This window comes from Shewanella sp. BF02_Schw (genome assembly GCF_014596695.2).
In the GTDB taxonomy this organism is placed as follows: domain Bacteria; phylum Pseudomonadota; class Gammaproteobacteria; order Enterobacterales; family Shewanellaceae; genus Shewanella.
The window spans coordinates 603,285-621,740 of sequence record NZ_JABKAW020000001.1; the positions used below are offsets into that span (position 1 = coordinate 603,285).

At 42.5% G+C, this 18,456-nt stretch carries 18 protein-coding genes; all 18 read left to right on the plus strand.

Features of this window, described 5'->3' with window-relative positions:
- The first annotated feature begins 6 nt into the window (after nt 1–6).
- Entirely contained in the window at nt 7–411 is a 405-nt protein-coding gene (gene fliS, locus HNW13_RS02850) for a flagellar export chaperone FliS (RefSeq protein ID WP_192115341.1), read from the plus strand.
- 719 nt (nt 412–1,130) lie between these two features.
- Complete coding sequence (locus HNW13_RS02855; protein WP_192115340.1) at nt 1,131–2,561, plus strand: sigma-54 dependent transcriptional regulator; 1,431 nt, start codon at nt 1,131–1,133, stop codon at nt 2,559–2,561.
- A 582-nt stretch (nt 2,562–3,143) separates the two neighbouring features.
- A complete protein-coding gene (locus HNW13_RS02860; RefSeq protein ID WP_279575194.1) occupies nt 3,144–4,361 on the plus strand; it encodes a HAMP domain-containing sensor histidine kinase in 1,218 nt (405 codons plus the stop codon).
- Nucleotides 4,354–5,703 carry a sigma-54 dependent transcriptional regulator gene (locus HNW13_RS02865; RefSeq protein ID WP_192115339.1) on the plus strand — a complete coding sequence of 450 codons (1,350 nt, stop codon included), beginning with the start codon at nt 4,354–4,356 and terminating at the stop codon, nt 5,701–5,703. Before HNW13_RS02860 ends, HNW13_RS02865 begins: the two co-directional genes overlap by 8 nt.
- A 243-nt stretch (nt 5,704–5,946) precedes the next feature.
- Complete coding sequence (gene fliE, locus HNW13_RS02870; protein WP_101085397.1) at nt 5,947–6,288, plus strand: flagellar hook-basal body complex protein FliE; 342 nt, start codon at nt 5,947–5,949, stop codon at nt 6,286–6,288.
- Between the two features lie 71 nt (nt 6,289–6,359).
- On the plus strand, nt 6,360–8,039 hold the full coding sequence (gene fliF, locus HNW13_RS02875; RefSeq protein ID WP_162024302.1) for a flagellar basal-body MS-ring/collar protein FliF: 1,680 nt from the start codon (nt 6,360–6,362) through the stop codon (nt 8,037–8,039).
- Nucleotides 8,032–9,087, plus strand: a complete 1,056-nt coding sequence (gene fliG / locus HNW13_RS02880; RefSeq protein WP_192115338.1) for a flagellar motor switch protein FliG — start codon at nt 8,032–8,034, stop codon at nt 9,085–9,087. Before fliF ends, fliG begins: the two co-directional genes overlap by 8 nt.
- A gap of 162 nt (nt 9,088–9,249) precedes the next feature.
- Nucleotides 9,250–10,461, plus strand: coding sequence for a flagellar assembly protein FliH (fliH, locus tag HNW13_RS02885; protein WP_192115337.1), 1,212 nt, complete (start codon nt 9,250–9,252; stop codon nt 10,459–10,461).
- Nucleotides 10,442–11,782: a flagellar protein export ATPase FliI gene (gene fliI / locus HNW13_RS02890; RefSeq protein WP_101085390.1), complete on the plus strand. Its 1,341-nt coding sequence runs from the start codon at nt 10,442–10,444 to the stop codon at nt 11,780–11,782. The genes fliH and fliI overlap by 20 nt, the downstream gene beginning before the upstream one ends.
- A gap of 5 nt (nt 11,783–11,787) precedes the next feature.
- Nucleotides 11,788–12,234, plus strand: a complete 447-nt coding sequence (gene fliJ / locus HNW13_RS02895) for a flagellar export protein FliJ (protein WP_011636660.1) — start codon at nt 11,788–11,790, stop codon at nt 12,232–12,234.
- 307 nt (nt 12,235–12,541) lie between these two features.
- Nucleotides 12,542–14,035, plus strand: a complete 1,494-nt coding sequence (locus tag HNW13_RS02900) for a flagellar hook-length control protein FliK (protein ID WP_192115336.1) — start codon at nt 12,542–12,544, stop codon at nt 14,033–14,035.
- A 93-nt stretch (nt 14,036–14,128) separates the two neighbouring features.
- Entirely contained in the window at nt 14,129–14,650 is a 522-nt protein-coding gene (gene fliL, locus HNW13_RS02905) for a flagellar basal body-associated protein FliL (protein WP_192115335.1), read from the plus strand.
- Between the two features lie 29 nt (nt 14,651–14,679).
- Nucleotides 14,680–15,708, plus strand: coding sequence for a flagellar motor switch protein FliM (gene fliM, locus HNW13_RS02910; RefSeq protein ID WP_011636663.1), 1,029 nt, complete (start codon nt 14,680–14,682; stop codon nt 15,706–15,708).
- Nucleotides 15,709–15,719: 11 nt separating this feature from the next.
- Nucleotides 15,720–16,103, plus strand: coding sequence for a flagellar motor switch protein FliN (fliN, locus tag HNW13_RS02915; RefSeq protein WP_011636664.1), 384 nt, complete (start codon nt 15,720–15,722; stop codon nt 16,101–16,103).
- Between the two features lie 114 nt (nt 16,104–16,217).
- Nucleotides 16,218–16,598 (plus strand): flagellar biosynthetic protein FliO, encoded by a 381-nt coding sequence (gene fliO, locus HNW13_RS02920; RefSeq protein WP_243756213.1) that lies wholly within the window; start codon nt 16,218–16,220, stop codon nt 16,596–16,598.
- Nucleotides 16,598–17,359, plus strand: coding sequence for a flagellar type III secretion system pore protein FliP (fliP, locus tag HNW13_RS02925; RefSeq protein ID WP_162022664.1), 762 nt, complete (start codon nt 16,598–16,600; stop codon nt 17,357–17,359). The genes fliO and fliP overlap by 1 nt, the downstream gene beginning before the upstream one ends.
- 12 nt (nt 17,360–17,371) lie before the next feature.
- Nucleotides 17,372–17,641: a flagellar biosynthesis protein FliQ gene (fliQ, locus tag HNW13_RS02930; RefSeq protein WP_011636667.1), complete on the plus strand. Its 270-nt coding sequence runs from the start codon at nt 17,372–17,374 to the stop codon at nt 17,639–17,641.
- Between the two features lie 3 nt (nt 17,642–17,644).
- A complete protein-coding gene (gene fliR, locus HNW13_RS02935; protein WP_101085381.1) occupies nt 17,645–18,448 on the plus strand; it encodes a flagellar biosynthetic protein FliR in 804 nt (267 codons plus the stop codon).
- The last annotated feature ends 8 nt before the right edge of the window (nt 18,449–18,456 follow it).

The window sequence follows — 18,456 nt, forward strand, 5'->3', positions numbered from 1 at the left end:
GTAAATATGCGCGGTTCAATGCAATCATATCGTAAGGTTTCAGTTGACAGTAATCTGGCTGTGGCAACACCACATCGTATTATTCAAATGTTATTAGCGGGTGCACTAGAGCGCCTGGTTCAAGCAAAACTCGCCATTGCAAACGGTGATATAACAAATCGCGGTGTATTAATCGGTAAAACGATGGGCATTATTAATGGTTTGAATGGCAGTTTAAACATGGATGCCGGTGCAGAAGTGGCTGGTAATTTAAACCAGTTATACGACTATATGTTACGCAGACTGTCTGAAGCTAACATCAATAACGACCCACAAGCGATTGATGATGTGGTGTCGATTTTAAAAACCATTAAAGAAGGTTGGGATGCAATTCCGCAAGATATGCACGAGTTAACCTCCGAACCCGCTTAATCGTTACAGCATACTGTATGTAAACTAAAAAAGACGCTTAGCGTCTTTTTTGCTATCTGGTTTAGTTTTTGAGCCTGTAAATAATTTTATTACCTGCAATTCATGTATCCATTTCAAATACTTAATTTAAGCTAATTCATTAGCATCATCTATTTTCCGTGAGAGAGCGTTTCTTGCGAGTGTATTGATTCTCATAACCGAAATGATCCTCATAACCGAAACAAAATTTGCTCCATTAGATTTTTTGAATGAAAAACCACCATTTTCAACATAAAATGCTATCTGTTGTAGATAATATGTAACTGATGCTTGCTTATAGTGGGCTGATAATACAATATTTAACCTCAACTCGGGTTAAGATGTGGGTTATGTAAGGCAAAATGACAACATGCGGCCTATTTCATATCAAACTTGTCATTTGTTTTGCTAACAAGGCGAATAGGCGCGCCAATAGCTAGCCTATTGCAAGTCAATGCAACACAGTTAGCGAGACAAAGGGCTGTTTGATAACCATTTATTATCCCTAGCTGAGGTTATTTACCATCGAGTTCGTTTTTATTCACTGTATGTAGCGGATTAACGATCCTGTTTTAGGAATAATGCTAGAATAATGTCAGTGTTGTCAGTTGTTATGACGGCAATGTACTTTGGTTTATGTGGCGATATGCGGCATAATCATCCCGAATCAATACCTATAACAAGAGCTTTTGGCCTTCTGAATGATGCAAATAGAACAAAGAATTTTAATTGTCGGTACCCCATCAGAGCGCGTGACTCGTTTGTGCTGCATTTTGGAATTCCTAGGTGAACAGTGTGAAATAGTTTCTAATGAATCTTTTGCAGCCTTAATCGAACAGTCTCGGTATCGCGCCGTTGTCATCGTTGATGAAAATATCAGTGTCGAGAGTATCAAAAACATTGCCGCGATAGTGCCCTGGCAACCGATGTTGTTATTAGGCGATACCGACATCAATTTATCTAATTTGCTCGGAACCATCGAAGAGCCGATAAATTATCCGCAATTGACTGAACTGCTGCATTTTTGCCAAGTTTTTGGCCAAGCTAAACGCGAACATACCTTAACCAGTGGCAATCAAACCAAGTTATTCCGCAGCCTTGTTGGGCGCAGCGAAGGTATTGCTAAAGTCCGCCATTTGATTAACCAAGTATCAAGTTCGGATGCGACAGTATTAGTATTGGGTCAATCGGGAACCGGTAAAGAAGTGGTCGCGCGTAATATTCATTATTTATCTGAGCGTCGTGATGGACCGTTTATCCCGGTCAATTGTGGTGCAATACCTGCTGAGTTACTTGAAAGTGAATTGTTTGGCCATGAAAAAGGCTCTTTCACTGGGGCGATATCATCTCGTAAAGGCCGTTTTGAATTGGCAGAAGGTGGCACGCTATTTTTAGATGAAATTGGCGATATGCCGCTGCAAATGCAAGTTAAGTTGTTACGTGTGTTGCAAGAAAAGGTATTTGAGCGTGTTGGTGGCAGTAAAACAATTGCTACCGATGTGCGTATCGTTGCCGCAACGCATCGCGACCTTGAAACCATGATTGTAGATAACACATTTCGTGAAGATTTATATTATCGACTCAATGTGTTCCCAATTGAGATGCCAGGATTAAGTGAGCGTCGTGACGATGTGCCGTTATTACTACATGAATTAGTTAACCGAGTGTTTAATGAAGGCCGTGGTAAGGTTCGTTTTACCCAACGCGCTATTGAATCGTTAAAAGAACATCCCTGGTCTGGTAACGTGCGTGAGCTGTCTAATTTAGTTGAACGCTTAACTATTTTATATCCCGGCGGATTGGTTGATGTAAATGATTTACCGCATAAATACCGTTACATTGATGTACCAGAGTATTGTGTTGAAATCAGTGAAGAGCAGTTAGAGCGCGATGCTTTAGCATCAATATTCAGTGATGAAGAACCGGTTGAAATACCTGAAACGCGTTTCCCAAGTGAATTACCGCCTGAAGGGGTCAATTTAAAAGACTTACTGGCAGAATTAGAGATCGACATGATCCGTCAAGCACTTGAGCAGCAAGACAGTGTGGTGGCAAGAGCCGCTGAAATGTTGGGTATTCGCCGTACAACATTAGTTGAAAAAATGCGTAAATATGGTTTGAGTAAAGATTAACATTTGCTTTGTTATTGCTTTTGCAATGATTTAATAAAACACATCTTCGGATGTGTTTTTCGTTTATTGAACCCCGAATCCAGATGTTGCACCACCCGCACGTCATCCTCGAATGCTTTAATCGGGGATCCAGGTGTTGCTTAGATTTTAGAGCGCAGAACCCAGAACCCAGAACCCCGAGCCCAGTACTCCGAATCCAGAACCCCAGTGCCTAGATGTTGCACTACCTGCACGTCATCCTCGAATGCTTTAATCGGGGACCCAGGTGTTGCTTAGATTTTAGAGCGCAGAATCCCGAATCCAGTACTCCAGTACCCCAGTATCCAGATGTTGCACCACCCGCACGTCATCCTCGAATGCTTTAATCGGGGACCCAGGTGTTGCTTAGATTTTAGAACGCAGAACCCAGAACCCAGAACCCAGTACCTAGATGTTGCACCACCCGCACGTCATCCTCGAATGCTTTAATCGGGGATCCAGGTGTTGCTTAGATTTTAGAACGCAGAACCTAGCACCTAGATTTTTGCTTGGCACAGTAAATGCATTCAGCTAATCAAATGTTATTATTTTGACGGAGCGACCATGTATTTAGCACGAGCGTTAACACATACCGATCATTCAGATTATGAGTTATCTGCGTCAGCTTCGTCTATCACTACAACTGATATAGAGGCGAAATCGCCAGCTGTTGCGGCGAATTTAGTTCAGCAGCGTAATGTGAACTCAACAACCAGCTCAACTACTAACTCAGCCACTAACGTAACCACTGCGGTTATCAGTTCTTATTCTAGTAAGGCCGCCAATATGTCTAATCAAATGGCGCATATTCTTCAAGCCATGCCATCTGGTGTGGTGATCCTTGATGGTGACGGTGTGGTTACGTTAGCCAACCCAGTTGCAACCGAACTCTTAGGACGACCTCTGCAGGGGGCCCGTTGGTTTGATATTATTCATCGTGCTTTTGCCCCACAAGATGATGACGGCCATGAAGTGTCGCTTAAAAATGGTCGACGAGTAAAATTGGCTATTACGCCATTAGCGCCTGAACCTGGGCAGTTGATTGTGTTAACCGATCTCACTGAAACCCGTTTATTGCAGAAAAACTTGTCTCATTTACAACGTTTATCGGCATTAGGCAAAATGGTGGCGACATTAGCACATCAGGTGCGCACCCCATTGTCGGCAGCTTTGCTGTATGCCTCTAATCTTGCTAGCCCTAAATTATCTGATTCTGCCAGGTCTAAGTTTCAATCTAAATTGGTCGACCGGCTTAATGAGCTAGAACGTCAAGTTAATGACATGTTGCTAATGGCAAGGGGACGTCAAGATGGGATGGCTGAATCAGTCTCAATGGATGAAATCATTAACCAAGTGATGGCTAGCTGCGAACCGATTGCCGATAAAAAACATTGCCAGCTTGTTGTTGAAGATACTTCACATTCTTTGATGCTTGCCAATGCTAATGCACTTAGTTCTGCCGTTAATAATCTAGTGATGAATAGCATTGAAGCGGGCGCCACAAAAATAAAGGTCAGTGCCAGCGAGACACCTGATGGGCTATTGTTAGATGTCATCGACAATGGCAAAGGGCTCGAGCCGTCAATGCAACAACAAATTCTTGAACCCTTTTTTACCACTAAAAGCCAAGGTACTGGTTTGGGCTTAGCGGTTGTACAGTCGGTAGTGCGTAACCATGGTGGACAAATTCAATTGTCGTGTAAGCCGGGTATGGGTTGCCATATTAGGTTGAGCTTTCCACACATTAACAAAGCAAGTGATCAGGAGGTGAAGCGTGGCTGAAGCAAATATTCTATTAGTTGAAGATGATGCTGATTTACGTGAGGCATTGCTTGATACCCTAATGCTTGCCCACTATGACTGTATTGATGTAGGTAGCGCTGAAGAGGCTATTTTGGCCCTAAAAGCTAACCAATTTGATTTGGTGATTAGCGATGTACAAATGGACGGTATTGGTGGCATGGGCTTGTTAAGCTATTTACAACAAAACCAACCTAAATTGCCAGTATTGTTAATGACCGCTTATGCCACCATTAACAGTGCCGTGAGTGCGATGAAATTAGGTGCGGTGGATTATCTTGCTAAACCGTTTGCGCCTGAAGTGTTGTTGAATCAGGTGTCACGCTATTTACCTTTAAAACAAAATCATGATAAACCCGTGGTAGCAGATGAGAAAAGTCTAGCGCTGTTGTCGTTGGCTCAACGGGTAGCAGTATCTGATGCATCGGTAATGATTATGGGTCCTAGTGGCTCAGGTAAAGAAGTGTTAGCGCGCTATATTCACCAACATAGCCAACGCCATGATCAGCCGTTTATTGCGATTAACTGCGCCGCAATACCTGAAAATATGTTAGAAGCCACTTTATTTGGTTACGAAAAGGGCGCATTTACGGGCGCTTATCAAGCCTGTCCAGGTAAGTTTGAACAAGCTCAAGGCGGCACAATATTACTGGATGAAATATCTGAGATGGAACTTGGCTTACAAGCTAAATTGCTCAGGGTATTACAAGAGCGCGAAGTAGAGCGTTTAGGTGGCCGCAAAACCATTAAACTTGATGTTCGAGTGTTGGCAACCTCAAACAGAGATTTAAAAGCGATGGCAACATCGGGTGAGTTTAGGGAAGATTTATACTATCGAATTAATGTGTTTCCGTTAACGTGGCCTGCACTGCATCAACGTCCTGCAGATATTTTACCGCTGGCACGGCATTTACTGATTAAGCATGCTAAAGCATTTAATATGGCTTCGGTACCTAAGCTTGATGATGCTGCCACTCGACGTTTATTAACTCATCGTTGGCCCGGTAACGTGCGTGAGTTAGATAATGTTATTCAACGAGCGCTGATATTACGGGTTAATGATGATATTGGTGTCAATGACATTATTTTAGATTGTGCCGATGTGAAGTTAGTTGCAACTGAATGTGTTGATGCGGATAAGCCAGCCGAAGTTGACGGTTTAGGTGACGAACTAAAAGCCCAGGAACATGTCATTATTTTAGAAACTCTAAATCAATGTCAGGGCAGTCGAAAAATGGTCGCTGAAAAGCTTGGTATAAGCGCCCGTACGCTACGTTATAAAATGGCCAAAATGCGTGATATGGGTATTCAATTACCTGCTTAACGCAAATGTTGTCAGCAATTCGTTCGTTAACGTTATGATTTGAAGTCTATTTTTTATCGTTAACCTACGCAAGAGTAACCTGTTGCATTTAATGGAGAGGTTGCTTTTGCTTGTGCTTCTGCTTGTGTTCTCTCCCTCTTTTATCGGCTAATCTTTTACTAATTGTAATACTGGCATCTAAATTGCTTTAACTCCATATCAGTTATTGTTGTCGTCAAAAAGTCGACGAAAGGGAGTTACACCATGCAGATTAGCGCAAATCCATTAATGCAAGAAATGCAATCGCTTCGCGGCGAAATAGCCCCTTCTATTGGTTCATCTATTCGTCCTAACCTTACCCAGCAAGTGAATAACACCACGGGTGCTGATTTCAGTCAGTTATTGTCTCAAGCGGTGGGTAGCGTCAATGAGCTGCAACAAGCATCATCAAGCTTAGCGACTCGTTTAGACATGGGCGACACCACGGTGACGTTGTCTGATACCGTTATTGCGCGTGAGAAAGCCGGCGTTGCCTTTGAAGCAACGGTGCAAGTACGTAATAAGCTCGTCGATGCTTATAAAGAAATTATGAGTATGCCTGTTTAGTCGCAGACGGTTTTGAGCACTAAATAACATAACAACATTAGATATAGCAGGTACGTATTGTGAGCACAGACATTATGGTAGGTTCGGGTTCAACAGCCGATGGCGGTGTCCAACAAGAGAACAAATCTGGACTTCTTGGTGGCGTTGGTGGTGCAGATATGATGCGTCAAGTCATCATGATTCTGGCATTAGCAATATGCCTTGCTATGGCTGTTTTTGTGATGATGTGGGCTCAAGAGCCTGATTATCGCCCACTTGGTAAAATGGAAACCGCTGAGATGATTCTCGTCTTAGACGTGCTTGATAAAAACCAAATCGATTATCAAATTAACGTCGATGTGGTTAAAGTGCCTGAAGATAAGTATCAAGAAGTTAAATTACTGCTCAGCCGTGCCGGTATTCAAAGTAGTACTCAAGCAAATGATTACTTAAACCAAGATAGTGGTTTTGGTGTCAGTCAGCGTATGGAACAAGCACGCTTAAAACAAAGCCAAGAACAAAACCTAGCCAGAGCCATTGAAGAGTTAAAAAGCATTAGTCGTGCGAAAGTGATATTAGCATTACCAAAAGAAAATGTTTTTGCCCGTAATGCATCTAAACCCAGTGCCACAGTGGTCGTTAATGTGCGTCGTGGTGGTTTGGGCCAGGAAGAGATTGATGCCATTGTTGATATCGTAGGCTCTGCTGTTCAAGGGCTTGAACCTACTCGTGTGACGGTAACCGATTCAAATGGGCGCTTACTCAATTCCGGTAGTCAAGATGGCGCGTCTTCTAGAGCACGTCGTGAGCAAGAGCTAGTACAACAGCAAGAGGCTGAATACCGTAAAAAAATCGAATCAATCTTAATGCCAATTTTAGGACCTGAGAATTTTACTTCTCAAGTCGATGTGAATATGAACTTTACCGCAGTAGAGCAAACCGCGAAGCGTTTCTCTCCTGATTTACCGGCGATTCGCAGTGAAATGATCATTGAGAGAAATTCGTCTGGTCAAAACTCTGGCGGTATTCCTGGTGCGCTAAGCAATCAACCGCCGATGGAATCTGATATTCCGCAAGTGGCAGGTGAAGCAACAACCTCAACCATGTCTGGTGACTCATCAAAAGAAGCCACGCGTAATTATGAATTAGACACTACCATCAGCCATACTCGTCAACAAATTGGGGTGGTTCGTCGTGTTAGTGTGTCTGTTGCGATTAATTTTAAACCTGGCCAAGTCGATGAGAACGGCCAAGTCACTCGCGTGCCGAGAACAGAACAAGAATTAACTAATATTCGCCGCTTATTAGAAGGCGCGGTAGGTTTTAGTACCCAGCGTGGTGATGCACTAGAAGTGGTAACGGTGCCGTTTATGGACCAGTTAATTGAAGTGCTACCTGAGCCAGATATGTGGGAGCAGCCTTGGTTCTGGCGCGCAATTAAATTGGCATTAGGTGCAATTGTTATTTTAGTGCTCATTCTAGCCGTAGTGAGACCTATGCTTAAGAAGCTAACCAATCCCAATGGCATCAACATGCCTGACGATATTCGTCCAGGACATGAGTTAGCTGAAATTGAAGATCAGTATGCAGCAGATACCTTAGGTATGCTTAATACCAAAGAGGCGGAATACAGTTATGCTGATGATGGGTCAATTCAAATACCTAATTTACATAAAGATGATGATATGATTAAAGCAATTAGAGCGTTAGTGGCAAATGAGCCCGAACTTTCCACTCAAGTGATTAAAAACTGGTTACAAGACAATGGCTAATGAAAAAAAAGATAAAGCAGCTAAAGCAGAGAAATCAACAGCATTTGACCCCGAGTTAATTACTGGTGTTGAAAAAACGGCTATTTTACTGCTCAGCTTGAGTGAAGCAGATGCGGCGTCAATTTTAAAACACTTAGAGCCTAAGCAAGTGCAAAAAGTGGGTATGGCGATGGCAGCAATGGATGACTTTGGTCAAGAAAAGGTCATTGGCGTTCACCAATTATTTTTAGACGATATTCAAAAGTTTTCTTCTATTGGTTTTAACAGTGAAGAATTCGTCCGTAAAGCGTTAACTGCAGCATTGGGTGAAGATAAAGCCGGTAATTTAATTGAACAAATTATCATGGGCAGCGGAGCTAAAGGTCTGGATTCATTAAAATGGATGGATGCACGTCAAGTGGCCACCATTATTCAAAATGAACATCCGCAGATTCAAACAATTGTATTATCGTATTTAGAACCCGATCAAGCTGCTGAAATTTTTAGTCAGTTCCCTGAAAATACCCGTTTAGATTTGATGATGCGTATTGCCAATCTTGAAGAAGTTCAGCCTGCGGCATTGCAAGAATTAAACGACATTATGGAAAAACAATTTGCGGGTCAAGGCGGTGAGCAAGCGGCTAAAATGGGTGGCCTAAAAGCGGCTGCTAATATCATGAACTACCTCGATACCGGTGTTGAGAGTCAAATCATGGAAACCATGCGTGAGTCAGATGAAGAAATGGCGCAGCAAATACAAGACATGATGTTTGTGTTTGAAAACCTCATTGACGTTGACGACCGCGGTATTCAAGCATTGTTACGAGAAGTACAGCAAGATGTGCTGATGAAAGCACTCAAAGGTGCGGACGAAGCGTTGAAAGAGAAAATTCTGGGTAATATGTCTAAACGTGCAGCTGAATTGCTCCGTGACGACTTAGAAGCCATGGGCCCCATCCGTATTAGTGAAGTTGAAGTGGCACAAAAAGAAATTCTGTCTATTGCCCGTCGACTCAGTGACAGTGGTGAGATTATGCTAGGCGGCGGCGGTGGTGACGAGTTCTTGTAACCATGCGCATATTCATTAGTGTGACAGTACTGGCGGGTATTTCTATTTGGATATCTGTCAGCTATCTGTATTATTAGGTTGTTAGTAGTACTCTTAATATTGTGTACTACTGTTAATATTTTTGTTTTGAGCCAATGTTTTTAACAACACAAGTGATGAATTATGCCTGAATCAAAACCGCCTAAAGATGCACTCACTACCGATAGCGAGGCTGAATTTAGTCATTGGCAGCTACCTGATATTACCAAAGATAGCAGTCTAGAACCTTCAAATTTTTTTGGACATTTCGCTGAAGCTCACACACCTAGTCCTGTTACTGGGGCTGAGAAGTCTATGGCGCCACCGACGATGGCGCAAATTGAAGAGATTCGTGCTGCAGCTGAGCAAGAAGGGTTTGAACAGGGTAAGCAAAACGGTCATCAACAAGGATTAGAGCAAGGGCGTTTAGAAGGACTAGAGCAAGGTCATCAACAAGGTTTTACTCAAGGCGAGCAACAAGGATTAGACGCTGGGCAAATTAAAGCCAATGAGCTTATAGCACAACTTAACCACATTATTTCCCAATTCGAGTTGCCATTATCCATTTTAGATAATGAAATTGAAGCGGAATTGTTGGCCATGACAATCAGTTTAGCCAAATCGGTTATCGGCCATGAGCTTAAGACTTATCCAGAGCATATATTATCGGCGCTACGCCAAGGCGTTGACGCACTTCCATTAAAAGAACAGTTGGTTAAACTACGCTTTAATCAGGCTGATGCTGAACTCGTAAACCAATGTTACAGTGCCGAGCAACTGCAAAAAAATCAGTGGCAAATCGATATCGATCCGACGTTATCTAATGGTGACTGTATGATTGAAAGCGTTCGTTCTGCTGTCGATTTACGGGTAGAGCAGCGTATTAACCAAGTGTTTAGTGAATTAGACGCCCAGTCGAATCAGTTAGCTAAAAATGTGCAGCAACAAAAATCAACTCATCCACAATATCAAACCACAGCAGTCGATAATTTTAGTGAACATCAGCAAGCAGCTGAACTTGCTGGCACAACCGATAATACAGAAGACACCGATAGAGACGAGATTGGCCAAGGTGATGTCGAAGAGTCTGGCGCAGAGATGGGCGCTAATACCGTTACTGAAACATTAGAGCAACACGTTGATACTTCTTCGGCAGCGTCAATCGACGCTGAAGACTCTGATGTTGTTGATTCTGATGCCGGTGTAACTCTCGATACAAGCACGAAGTTCAATACAAGTGCGCCTCTTAATTCAAATGCACAAGCCGATACCTCAACAGCTGGTAAAGTCGCAGACGCTCAGCAACAGACGAAAGACCTATCTCAAGGAAATACCGATGAGCACTCGTCAACATAAACTACTGAACAAATTCGCTGTACATCATAAACACGTGTTACCGCTGCGACCAGTTGCAAGCGGCCAGTTAGTTAGGGTAGTTGGTTTAACGCTTGAAGCGACTGGATGCCGCGCGCCTGTTGGTAGTTTATGCTCTATTGAAACCATGGTTGGCGAGTTGGTTGCTGAGGTTGTCGGCTTTGATGACAAATTACTGTATTTAATGCCTATTGAAGAGCTCAGAGGCGTTTTACCTGGTGCCCGTGTAAAGCCTTTAGGTGAACAATCAGGATTAAATGTAGGCTTGTCATTATTAGGCAGAGTATTAGACGGTAGCGGCGTGCCGTTAGATGGTTTAGGCCCGCTTAATACAGATCAACATGCATCGCGTCATGGTCCTTATATTAATCCATTATCTCGACGAGCGATTACTGAGCCGTTAGATGTCGGCGTTCGTGCCATCAACTCGATGTTAACGGTTGGCAAAGGGCAGCGAATGGGCTTGTTTGCGGGTTCCGGTGTGGGTAAAAGTGTGCTACTTGGCATGATGACTCGAGGATCGAAAGCCGACATTATTGTGGTGGGGTTAGTGGGCGAGCGTGGTCGTGAAGTTAAAGAGTTTATCGAAGAAATTTTAGGTAAAGAAGGCCGTGCGCGCTCAGTCGTTGTGGCTGCACCAGCGGATACGTCCCCGTTAATGCGCTTACGAGCCTGTGAAACGTCCACGCGTATCGCCGAGTATTTTAGAGATTTAGGTTACGATGTACTATTGCTGATGGACAGTTTAACGCGTTACGCACAAGCACAACGAGAAGTCGCTCTTGCTGTCGGTGAGCCACCTGCAACCAAAGGCTATCCACCTTCAGTATTCGCTAAGTTACCGCGTCTGGTCGAGCGAGCGGGTAATGGCGGTGCTGGACAAGGTTCAATTACCGCTTTTTATACGGTATTAACCGAAGGTGACGACCAACAAGATCCTATCGCCGATGCTTCTCGAGCAATTTTAGATGGCCATATTGTATTATCTCGTCAGCTTGCTGATTCGGGCCATTATCCCGCTATTGATGTAGAAGCATCGATTAGCCGTGTCGCGCCAATGGTGATCAGTGAAGAACATTTAGAAGCGATGCGTAAAGTTAAACAGATGTATTCGCTGTATCAGCAAAATCGCGATCTGATTTCAATTGGGGCCTACTCACAAGGCAGCGATCCTAGGATTGATAATGCCATACGCTTACAACCTGCAATGAATGCCTTTTTGCGGCAGGGGTTTAAAGACCCGGTGACGTTTGAAGAAAGCCGAGTCATGTTGACTCAAATTGCCGCACAGTGTCAGGGATAATATCAATGACTCGAACTGACCCACTACTGACGGTATTGAAGTTAGCCACCGCAGCAGAAGACCAAGCGGCATTACAGCTTAAGTCTGCGCAATTTGAAAAACAAAAACGCCAGGGGCAGTTGGACGCGCTAAACAACTATCGTTTAGATTATATGAAACAGATGGAAGGGCATACAGGGACTACATTGCGTGCTAACCAATACCATCAATTTCATCAATTTATTCGTCAAGTCGATAGCGCTATTACCCAGCAAGTTGCCGCGGTTAAAGATGCTGAAAAACAAGTCGGTTATCGTCAAATTCATTGGCAAGAAAAACAACAAAAACGCAAAGCGGTAGAGATGCTATTAAGCCAAAAAGCAACTAAAGCGATGGTGATAGAAGCTAAGCGCGAACAAAAAATGTCGGATGAATTTGCTATGCAGCAATATTTTCGCCGAAATCTTAAATAACACTACCTGCCAAATGACTCTCTAGTCCTAATATCGTTTTACGGTTAACTTTTTTCATTACTCTTTTTGTTTATTTAATCCACCGAAAAATTAACCAGTTAATGAGTATTGGCATTTAAATTGCTTAATATCAATAATTGAAATGAAAATCGTCAGCGAAGCGACAGTGAATTCCTATTTATAAGGTTTTCATGATGACCTTATTGATATAGCGAAATAAACCGTTATATGACGCATAAGGTTTGAATACTGAGCAATTTTTTAGATGACCAATAACTTAACCTTGTTTGATTGAGTGGAGTAGATTATGCAGCAGATGAGCAATATCTTACTTGGCAGTAGCAGTAAATCTGCCGATGTGAGTACGAAGGGGAATGTACAAGATGTTGAAAATACATCATTCTTATCTGCTTTCAATCAGGCGAGTGAATCCGATCTTGTTATACGGCGCAGTGGTAATACAGCGCAGGTGTCAATGGATGCTGAAGTAGACAAAACCAGTGTTGCCTTAGCAAACGAGTTGTCTACCGAAGAAAATGCTGATGCGGAATTGATTTTTGCTCAACTTAATATGGCAGATTTATTTAATAAACGTCATTCCTCTGGCGGAAATGAATTGCCGCATGTCGATAAATCCGACGTTTATTTTGACGCAGCAGTTTCCACAGAACCTAAAAGCAATACCGTAGATGTAGATCTTCTTGAGCTTGAAGCTGATGTTTCTTCTATTAAAGATGTTCTTTCTCAGCTTAGTCCAGAAGAACTCGACAACTTAATGGCATTTGCTGATTTATCTGCACAAGATTTACAAGCTCTAGACAATCAAGATTTAAGCAAATTACTTAGTGACTTCAATTTACAAGCACAGGTTATGACTAGCAGTAATGAATCGCCTGATAGTGTGCTTAATAGTGAAGAACAGAGCCAAATTGATAAATCAGTTGCCACAAGTGTAGCTGTTCAAGGCCAAGTTAGTGCGACAAACCAGAGTTTAGCAACCGCTAAAGTCGATAAAACTGTTGCTTCTGGCGTTAGCCGTTCTGCAGCGTTAACTGCAGCTACATCAGCGATGACAATTGACCCTGAGACCATTTTAGGTGACAAAACTCGTATTGATGGCAACATCCAATTAGACACTGATAATGCCAAAGTACTAGCAAAAGCTGATTTTTCGGTGGTCCTAGATTCCTTAGCGGCAAAACGCGCCTCCGGTGATCCTTCAACCGCTGTAAATCAAACTAGTTTTGGATTAGATACTCTGGCTGACATCGGTGACACTGACAGTAAGGCGTTACAAAATCAGAGTAGCTTTACCTCGGTCCATAAAAGTGATGTTCCACAATTTCAGCTATCGTTAAGACCACAGGGAGAGCCTGGTGCTCAGATGCAAGAGATGATCCAGCGTTTTTCTCCTGTAATGAAACAGCAGTTAATAACCATGGTCAGTAATGGTATTCAACAAGCTGAAATTCGTCTTGATCCACCAGAACTTGGACATTTAACGGTTAAAATTCAAATTCAGGGCGATCAAACTCAAGTACAGTTTCATGTAGCGCAGTCGCAAACCCGCGATATAGTTGAACAAGCTATGCCTCGATTACGCGATATGCTGGCTCAAGAAGGATTGCAACTGACAGACAGCCAAGTGTCCCAAGGTGATGGTGGTAGTGAACAACAGCATGAACAATCATCTAATCAAGGTGGGGGAGACAGTCAGTTGGACGAAATTTCAGCACAAGAGGTCAGCTTGATGACAAATCCATCAAGGAGTTTACATTCAGCTATAGATTATTATGCTTAAGCAGGTAACCTATAGCAATAATATGACTTTTCAATAAAAGCTGACTACTTAGCTAAGTTTCAATATTAATCACAATGTTGATTAGGAACCAGAATGCCTGAACAAGAATTAGAATTAAACGAACCCGCTGAAGGCGGTAAAAAAAGTAATAAGCTGCTCATCTTTGGTGGTATTGGTTTAGTGTTGGCTTTACTGATTGGAGGCGGATTGTGGTTTTTCATGGGGACGGATGAGCCAGCCCCTATTGCTGTAAACGCTGATGACGCTACAGAAGCTGTTGCACCGGTCAATAATGCTCAAGCTGATTACGTTGGCATGCCTAGGCCTTTCCTATTTAATTTACCAGGTGTCGATCGAGCTAGATTAGTTGAAATAAAAGTTCAATTAATGGTGCGCGGTGAAGATGATAGTGTGCTTACACAAAAACATATTCCATTAATTGAAGATGCATTACTAACTACTTTTAGTGCAGCTGACGTACAAAAACTCAGTACCCAAGCCGGTAAAGATGAGCTGCGTCAGTTAGCCTTACTCAATGTTCAAAATACGCTGCAACCAATAACAGGTAAGAAAGTTGTTGAAAAAGTCCTGTTTACTGGTTTTGTAATGCAATAACCAAAAGCATTAACTGCTAAGGCGATGATGTGAGTGATTTATTAAGCCAAGATGAAATTGATGCGCTTTTGCATGGTGTTGATGATGTTGATGATGATGAGATAGAAGAGGACAGCGCTGATGCGCGTTCTTATGATTTCTCTTCTCAAGATCGAATTGTGCGTGGCCGTATGCCCACGCTTGAAATCGTAAATGAGCGATTTGCACGGCATTTACGCATCAGTATGTTTAACATGATGCGTCGCGCAGCTGAAGTGTCGATCAATGGCGTACAAATGCTGAAGTTTGGCGAGTATGTACATACTTTATTTGTGCCAACCAGTTTAAATATGGTGCGTTTCAGTCCACTTAAAGGCACTGCATTAATCACCATGGAAGCACGTTTAGTCTTTATTCTGGTAGACAATTTCTTTGGTGGTGATGGTCGTTTTCATGCCAAAATTGAAGGCCGTGAATTTACACCAACAGAACGCCGTATTGTACAGTTGTTGCTTAAAATTATTTTTGAAGATTATAAAGAAGCATGGGCACCAGTAATGGATGTGGAGTTTGAGTACCTCGACTCTGAAGTGAATCCTGCAATGGCGAATATTGTCAGCCCGACAGAAGTGGTCGTGATTAATTCGTTCCATATCGAAGTTGATGGCGGCGGTGGTGATTTCCACATTACCATGCCGTATTCGATGATTGAGCCCATTCGTGAATTACTCGATGCCGGTGTTCAAAGTGATAAACAAGATACTGATATGCGCTGGTCGCAAGCATTACGTGATGAAATCATGGACGTGCAGGTCGGTTTTGATGTCAATGTTGTTGAACATGAAGTGACATTACGTGATGTGATGGGGTTTAAAGCTGGGGATATTATCCCGATAGATTTACCTGAACACATTATGATGCGAATTGAAGGTTTACCGACTTATCGTTGTAAAATGGGTAAATCGCGCGATAATTTAGCATTAAAAATCAGTGAGAAAATTCCGCGGCCAGAAACGGTTAAAACAGAGATGCAATTAGTGACTCGCAAAGGCAAGTCGCGTGATATTTCAGATTTATAAGGTGAAGTAGAATGAGCACAGAAGATACAGGCGATGACTGGGCCGCAGCAATGGCAGAACAAGCTTTAGAAGAAGCTGAACACGTTGAGCTTGATGAATTAGTCGATGATTCCAGACCTATCACGAAAGAAGAAGCTGCCAAGTTAGACGGCATTCTAGATATTCCGGTAACGATTTCAATGGAAGTGGGTCGCAGTTTTATTAGCATCCGTAATTTACTCCAGCTCAACCAAGGTTCGGTGGTCGAACTTGATCGTGTAGCCGGTGAGCCTTTAGACGTTATGGTTAATGGAACCCTGATTGCTCATGGTGAAGTTGTGGTAGTGAATGACAAATTTGGTATCCGCTTAACGGATGTTATTAGCCAAACAGAACGTATCAAAAAACTTAAATAACTAAAAAATATAATAAACAATAATATAGCAAAGATTGGCGTGTGTTGAGCTTTGCTAAGTTGGTTGCACAAACAAGGAATAGCAGTGGCGAATATGATACTAATGCTGAGCATTATGAGTGAGGCGTTAAGCGTCCCTGAAGTGTCTAGTACTCTGGCTAAAAATACCTCTGCTCATCCCGCTGAAGTGTCTAATGTGGCAACATTAGCCAACATGGTTGGTGGATTAATTGTCGTATTAGCGCTTATTTTTTTGTTAGCTTATATTGTAAAACGTCTTAAGTTAGTAACATCTAATGGCGGTGTGATTAAAACGATTGCAGTAACTCCCATCGGTCAACGTGAAAAAGTGGTATTGGTGGAGGTCAATGGCCAGCAATATCTACTTGGTGTAACCTCGCAACAGATTAATTTGATTGATAAGTTAGCCACCCCCGTCGACGTTCCCATTTCTTCGTTTGCTAGCCGTCTAAAACAAGCCAAGGAACAGCAATAATGAATAAGTACACAACAGCATTGGTATTGGCGATGATGGCGCTAGTGGCAATGGTTTTATCGCCTTCAGCACTGGCTCAAGATGGGGTGTTACCTGCGTTAACGGTTACAACAGCTGCAGACGGAACAACTGAATATTCGGTAACAATGCAGATTTTATTGCTGATGACAGCAATGAGTTTTATTCCTGCAATGGTGATAATGCTCACTTCATTTACCCGCATCATTGTGGTGCTATCGATATTAAGACAAGCTTTGGGTTTACAACAAACACCCTCGAATCAGGTATTGATCGGCATCAGTTTGTTCATGACGTTTTTTATTATGGCACCGGTTTTTGATAAGATTTATGCTGAAGCTGTAGAGCCTTATATCAATGAAACCATGACCTTAACGCAAGCTTATGATGTTGGTAAAGAACCCATTAAAACATTTATGCTATCGCAAGTGCGTACCACAGACTTACAAACATTTATTGAAATTTCTGGTTACAAAGACATTCAATCTCCTGAGCAAGCACCAATGAGCGTGGTGATCCCAGCGTTTATTACCAGTGAACTTAAAACGGCGTTCCAAATTGGCTTTATGCTGTTTGTGCCTTTTTTAGTACTCGATTTGGTCGTCGCCAGTATTCTAATGGCCATGGGTATGATGATGTTGTCACCGATGATTGTGTCACTGCCATTTAAAATTATGTTGTTTGTACTCGTCGATGGTTGGGGCTTAGTGATGGGCACATTAGCGAATAGTTTCGGAATATAAGGCCGCGTATTTATGTCTCCAGAATCGCTCATTGATATCTTTCGAGAAGCACTGTCAGTTATCGTACTGATTGTGTCAGCGATTATTTTACCAGGCTTATTCATCGGTTTAATTGTGGCGGTATTTCAGGCCGCGACATCCATTAACGAACAAACCTTAAGCTTTTTACCACGTTTATTGGTGACGTTATTCGCGTTGATGTTTTTAGGCCATTGGCTAGTACAAACCATGATGGATTTTTTCTTTGAGATGGTTAATCTCATCCCACAGGTTATAGGTTAAGCCATGGATATTTTGTTTGATGAAATCAGTCAAACAATTGCCGCATATCTTTTGCCGTTTTTCCGTATTTCATCCATGCTCATGGTGATGGCGGTATTTGGCGCCAATACGACTCCTGCTCGAGTTCGATTGATGTTATCCGTGGCGATAACGATGGCCGTTGCGCCTATTTTACCCCCTATTGAAAATGTCGAGCTACTGGCATTGAGTTCAGTTTTTGTCATTGTTCAGCAAATTTTAATTGGCGTCACCATGGGATTTGTAACCTTAATGGTGATGCAAACATTTGTATTAACAGGGCAAATAATTGGTATGCAAACCAGTTTAGGTTTTGCCTCCATGGTCGACCCCGGTTCTGGTGAGCAAACGCCTGTTGTGAGTAACTTTTTCCTATTATTAGCAACACTTATCTTTTTAGCTGTTGATGGCCATTTGTTAATGATACGGATGTTGGTGGCCAGTTTTGAAACTATTCCTATTTCAAATCAAGGTATATCACTCGCTAATTATCGTGCGCTTGCTGATTGGGGTAGCTTTATGTTTGGTTCGGCATTAACAATGTCGATTTCGGCTATTGTGGCGTTGTTATTAATCAATTTATCCTTTGGTGTAATGACTCGCGCCTCGCCTCAGTTGAATATTTTCTCTATTGGTTTCCCGGTCACTATGGTTAGTGGTTTGTTGATTTTGTGGTTAACGTTAGCACCTATCATGGCGCATTTTGATGAAGTGTGGATGGCTGCGCAGTTACTTATGTGTGACGTTTTGCAACTTCAATGTCAACTTAATGGCTCAGTGGTATTTTAAGGGGCACA

Coding starts and splice junctions, on each gene's coding strand:
- fliS (WP_192115341.1), top strand. CDS start 7: ATGCGCGGTTCAATGCAATCATATCGTAAGGTTTCAGTTGACAGTAAT.
- HNW13_RS02855 (WP_192115340.1), top strand. CDS start 1,131: ATGATGCAAATAGAACAAAGAATTTTAATTGTCGGTACCCCATCAGAG.
- HNW13_RS02860 (WP_279575194.1), top strand. CDS start 3,144: ATGTATTTAGCACGAGCGTTAACACATACCGATCATTCAGATTATGAG.
- fliE (WP_101085397.1), top strand. CDS start 5,947: ATGCAGATTAGCGCAAATCCATTAATGCAAGAAATGCAATCGCTTCGC.
- fliG (WP_192115338.1), top strand. CDS start 8,032: ATGGCTAATGAAAAAAAAGATAAAGCAGCTAAAGCAGAGAAATCAACA.
- fliH (WP_192115337.1), top strand. CDS start 9,250: ATGCCTGAATCAAAACCGCCTAAAGATGCACTCACTACCGATAGCGAG.
- fliI (WP_101085390.1), top strand. CDS start 10,442: ATGAGCACTCGTCAACATAAACTACTGAACAAATTCGCTGTACATCAT.
- fliJ (WP_011636660.1), top strand. CDS start 11,788: ATGACTCGAACTGACCCACTACTGACGGTATTGAAGTTAGCCACCGCA.
- HNW13_RS02900 (WP_192115336.1), top strand. CDS start 12,542: ATGCAGCAGATGAGCAATATCTTACTTGGCAGTAGCAGTAAATCTGCC.
- fliL (WP_192115335.1), top strand. CDS start 14,129: ATGCCTGAACAAGAATTAGAATTAAACGAACCCGCTGAAGGCGGTAAA.
- fliN (WP_011636664.1), top strand. CDS start 15,720: ATGAGCACAGAAGATACAGGCGATGACTGGGCCGCAGCAATGGCAGAA.
- fliO (WP_243756213.1), top strand. CDS start 16,218: ATGAGTGAGGCGTTAAGCGTCCCTGAAGTGTCTAGTACTCTGGCTAAA.
- fliP (WP_162022664.1), top strand. CDS start 16,598: ATGAATAAGTACACAACAGCATTGGTATTGGCGATGATGGCGCTAGTG.
- fliQ (WP_011636667.1), top strand. CDS start 17,372: ATGTCTCCAGAATCGCTCATTGATATCTTTCGAGAAGCACTGTCAGTT.
- fliR (WP_101085381.1), top strand. CDS start 17,645: ATGGATATTTTGTTTGATGAAATCAGTCAAACAATTGCCGCATATCTT.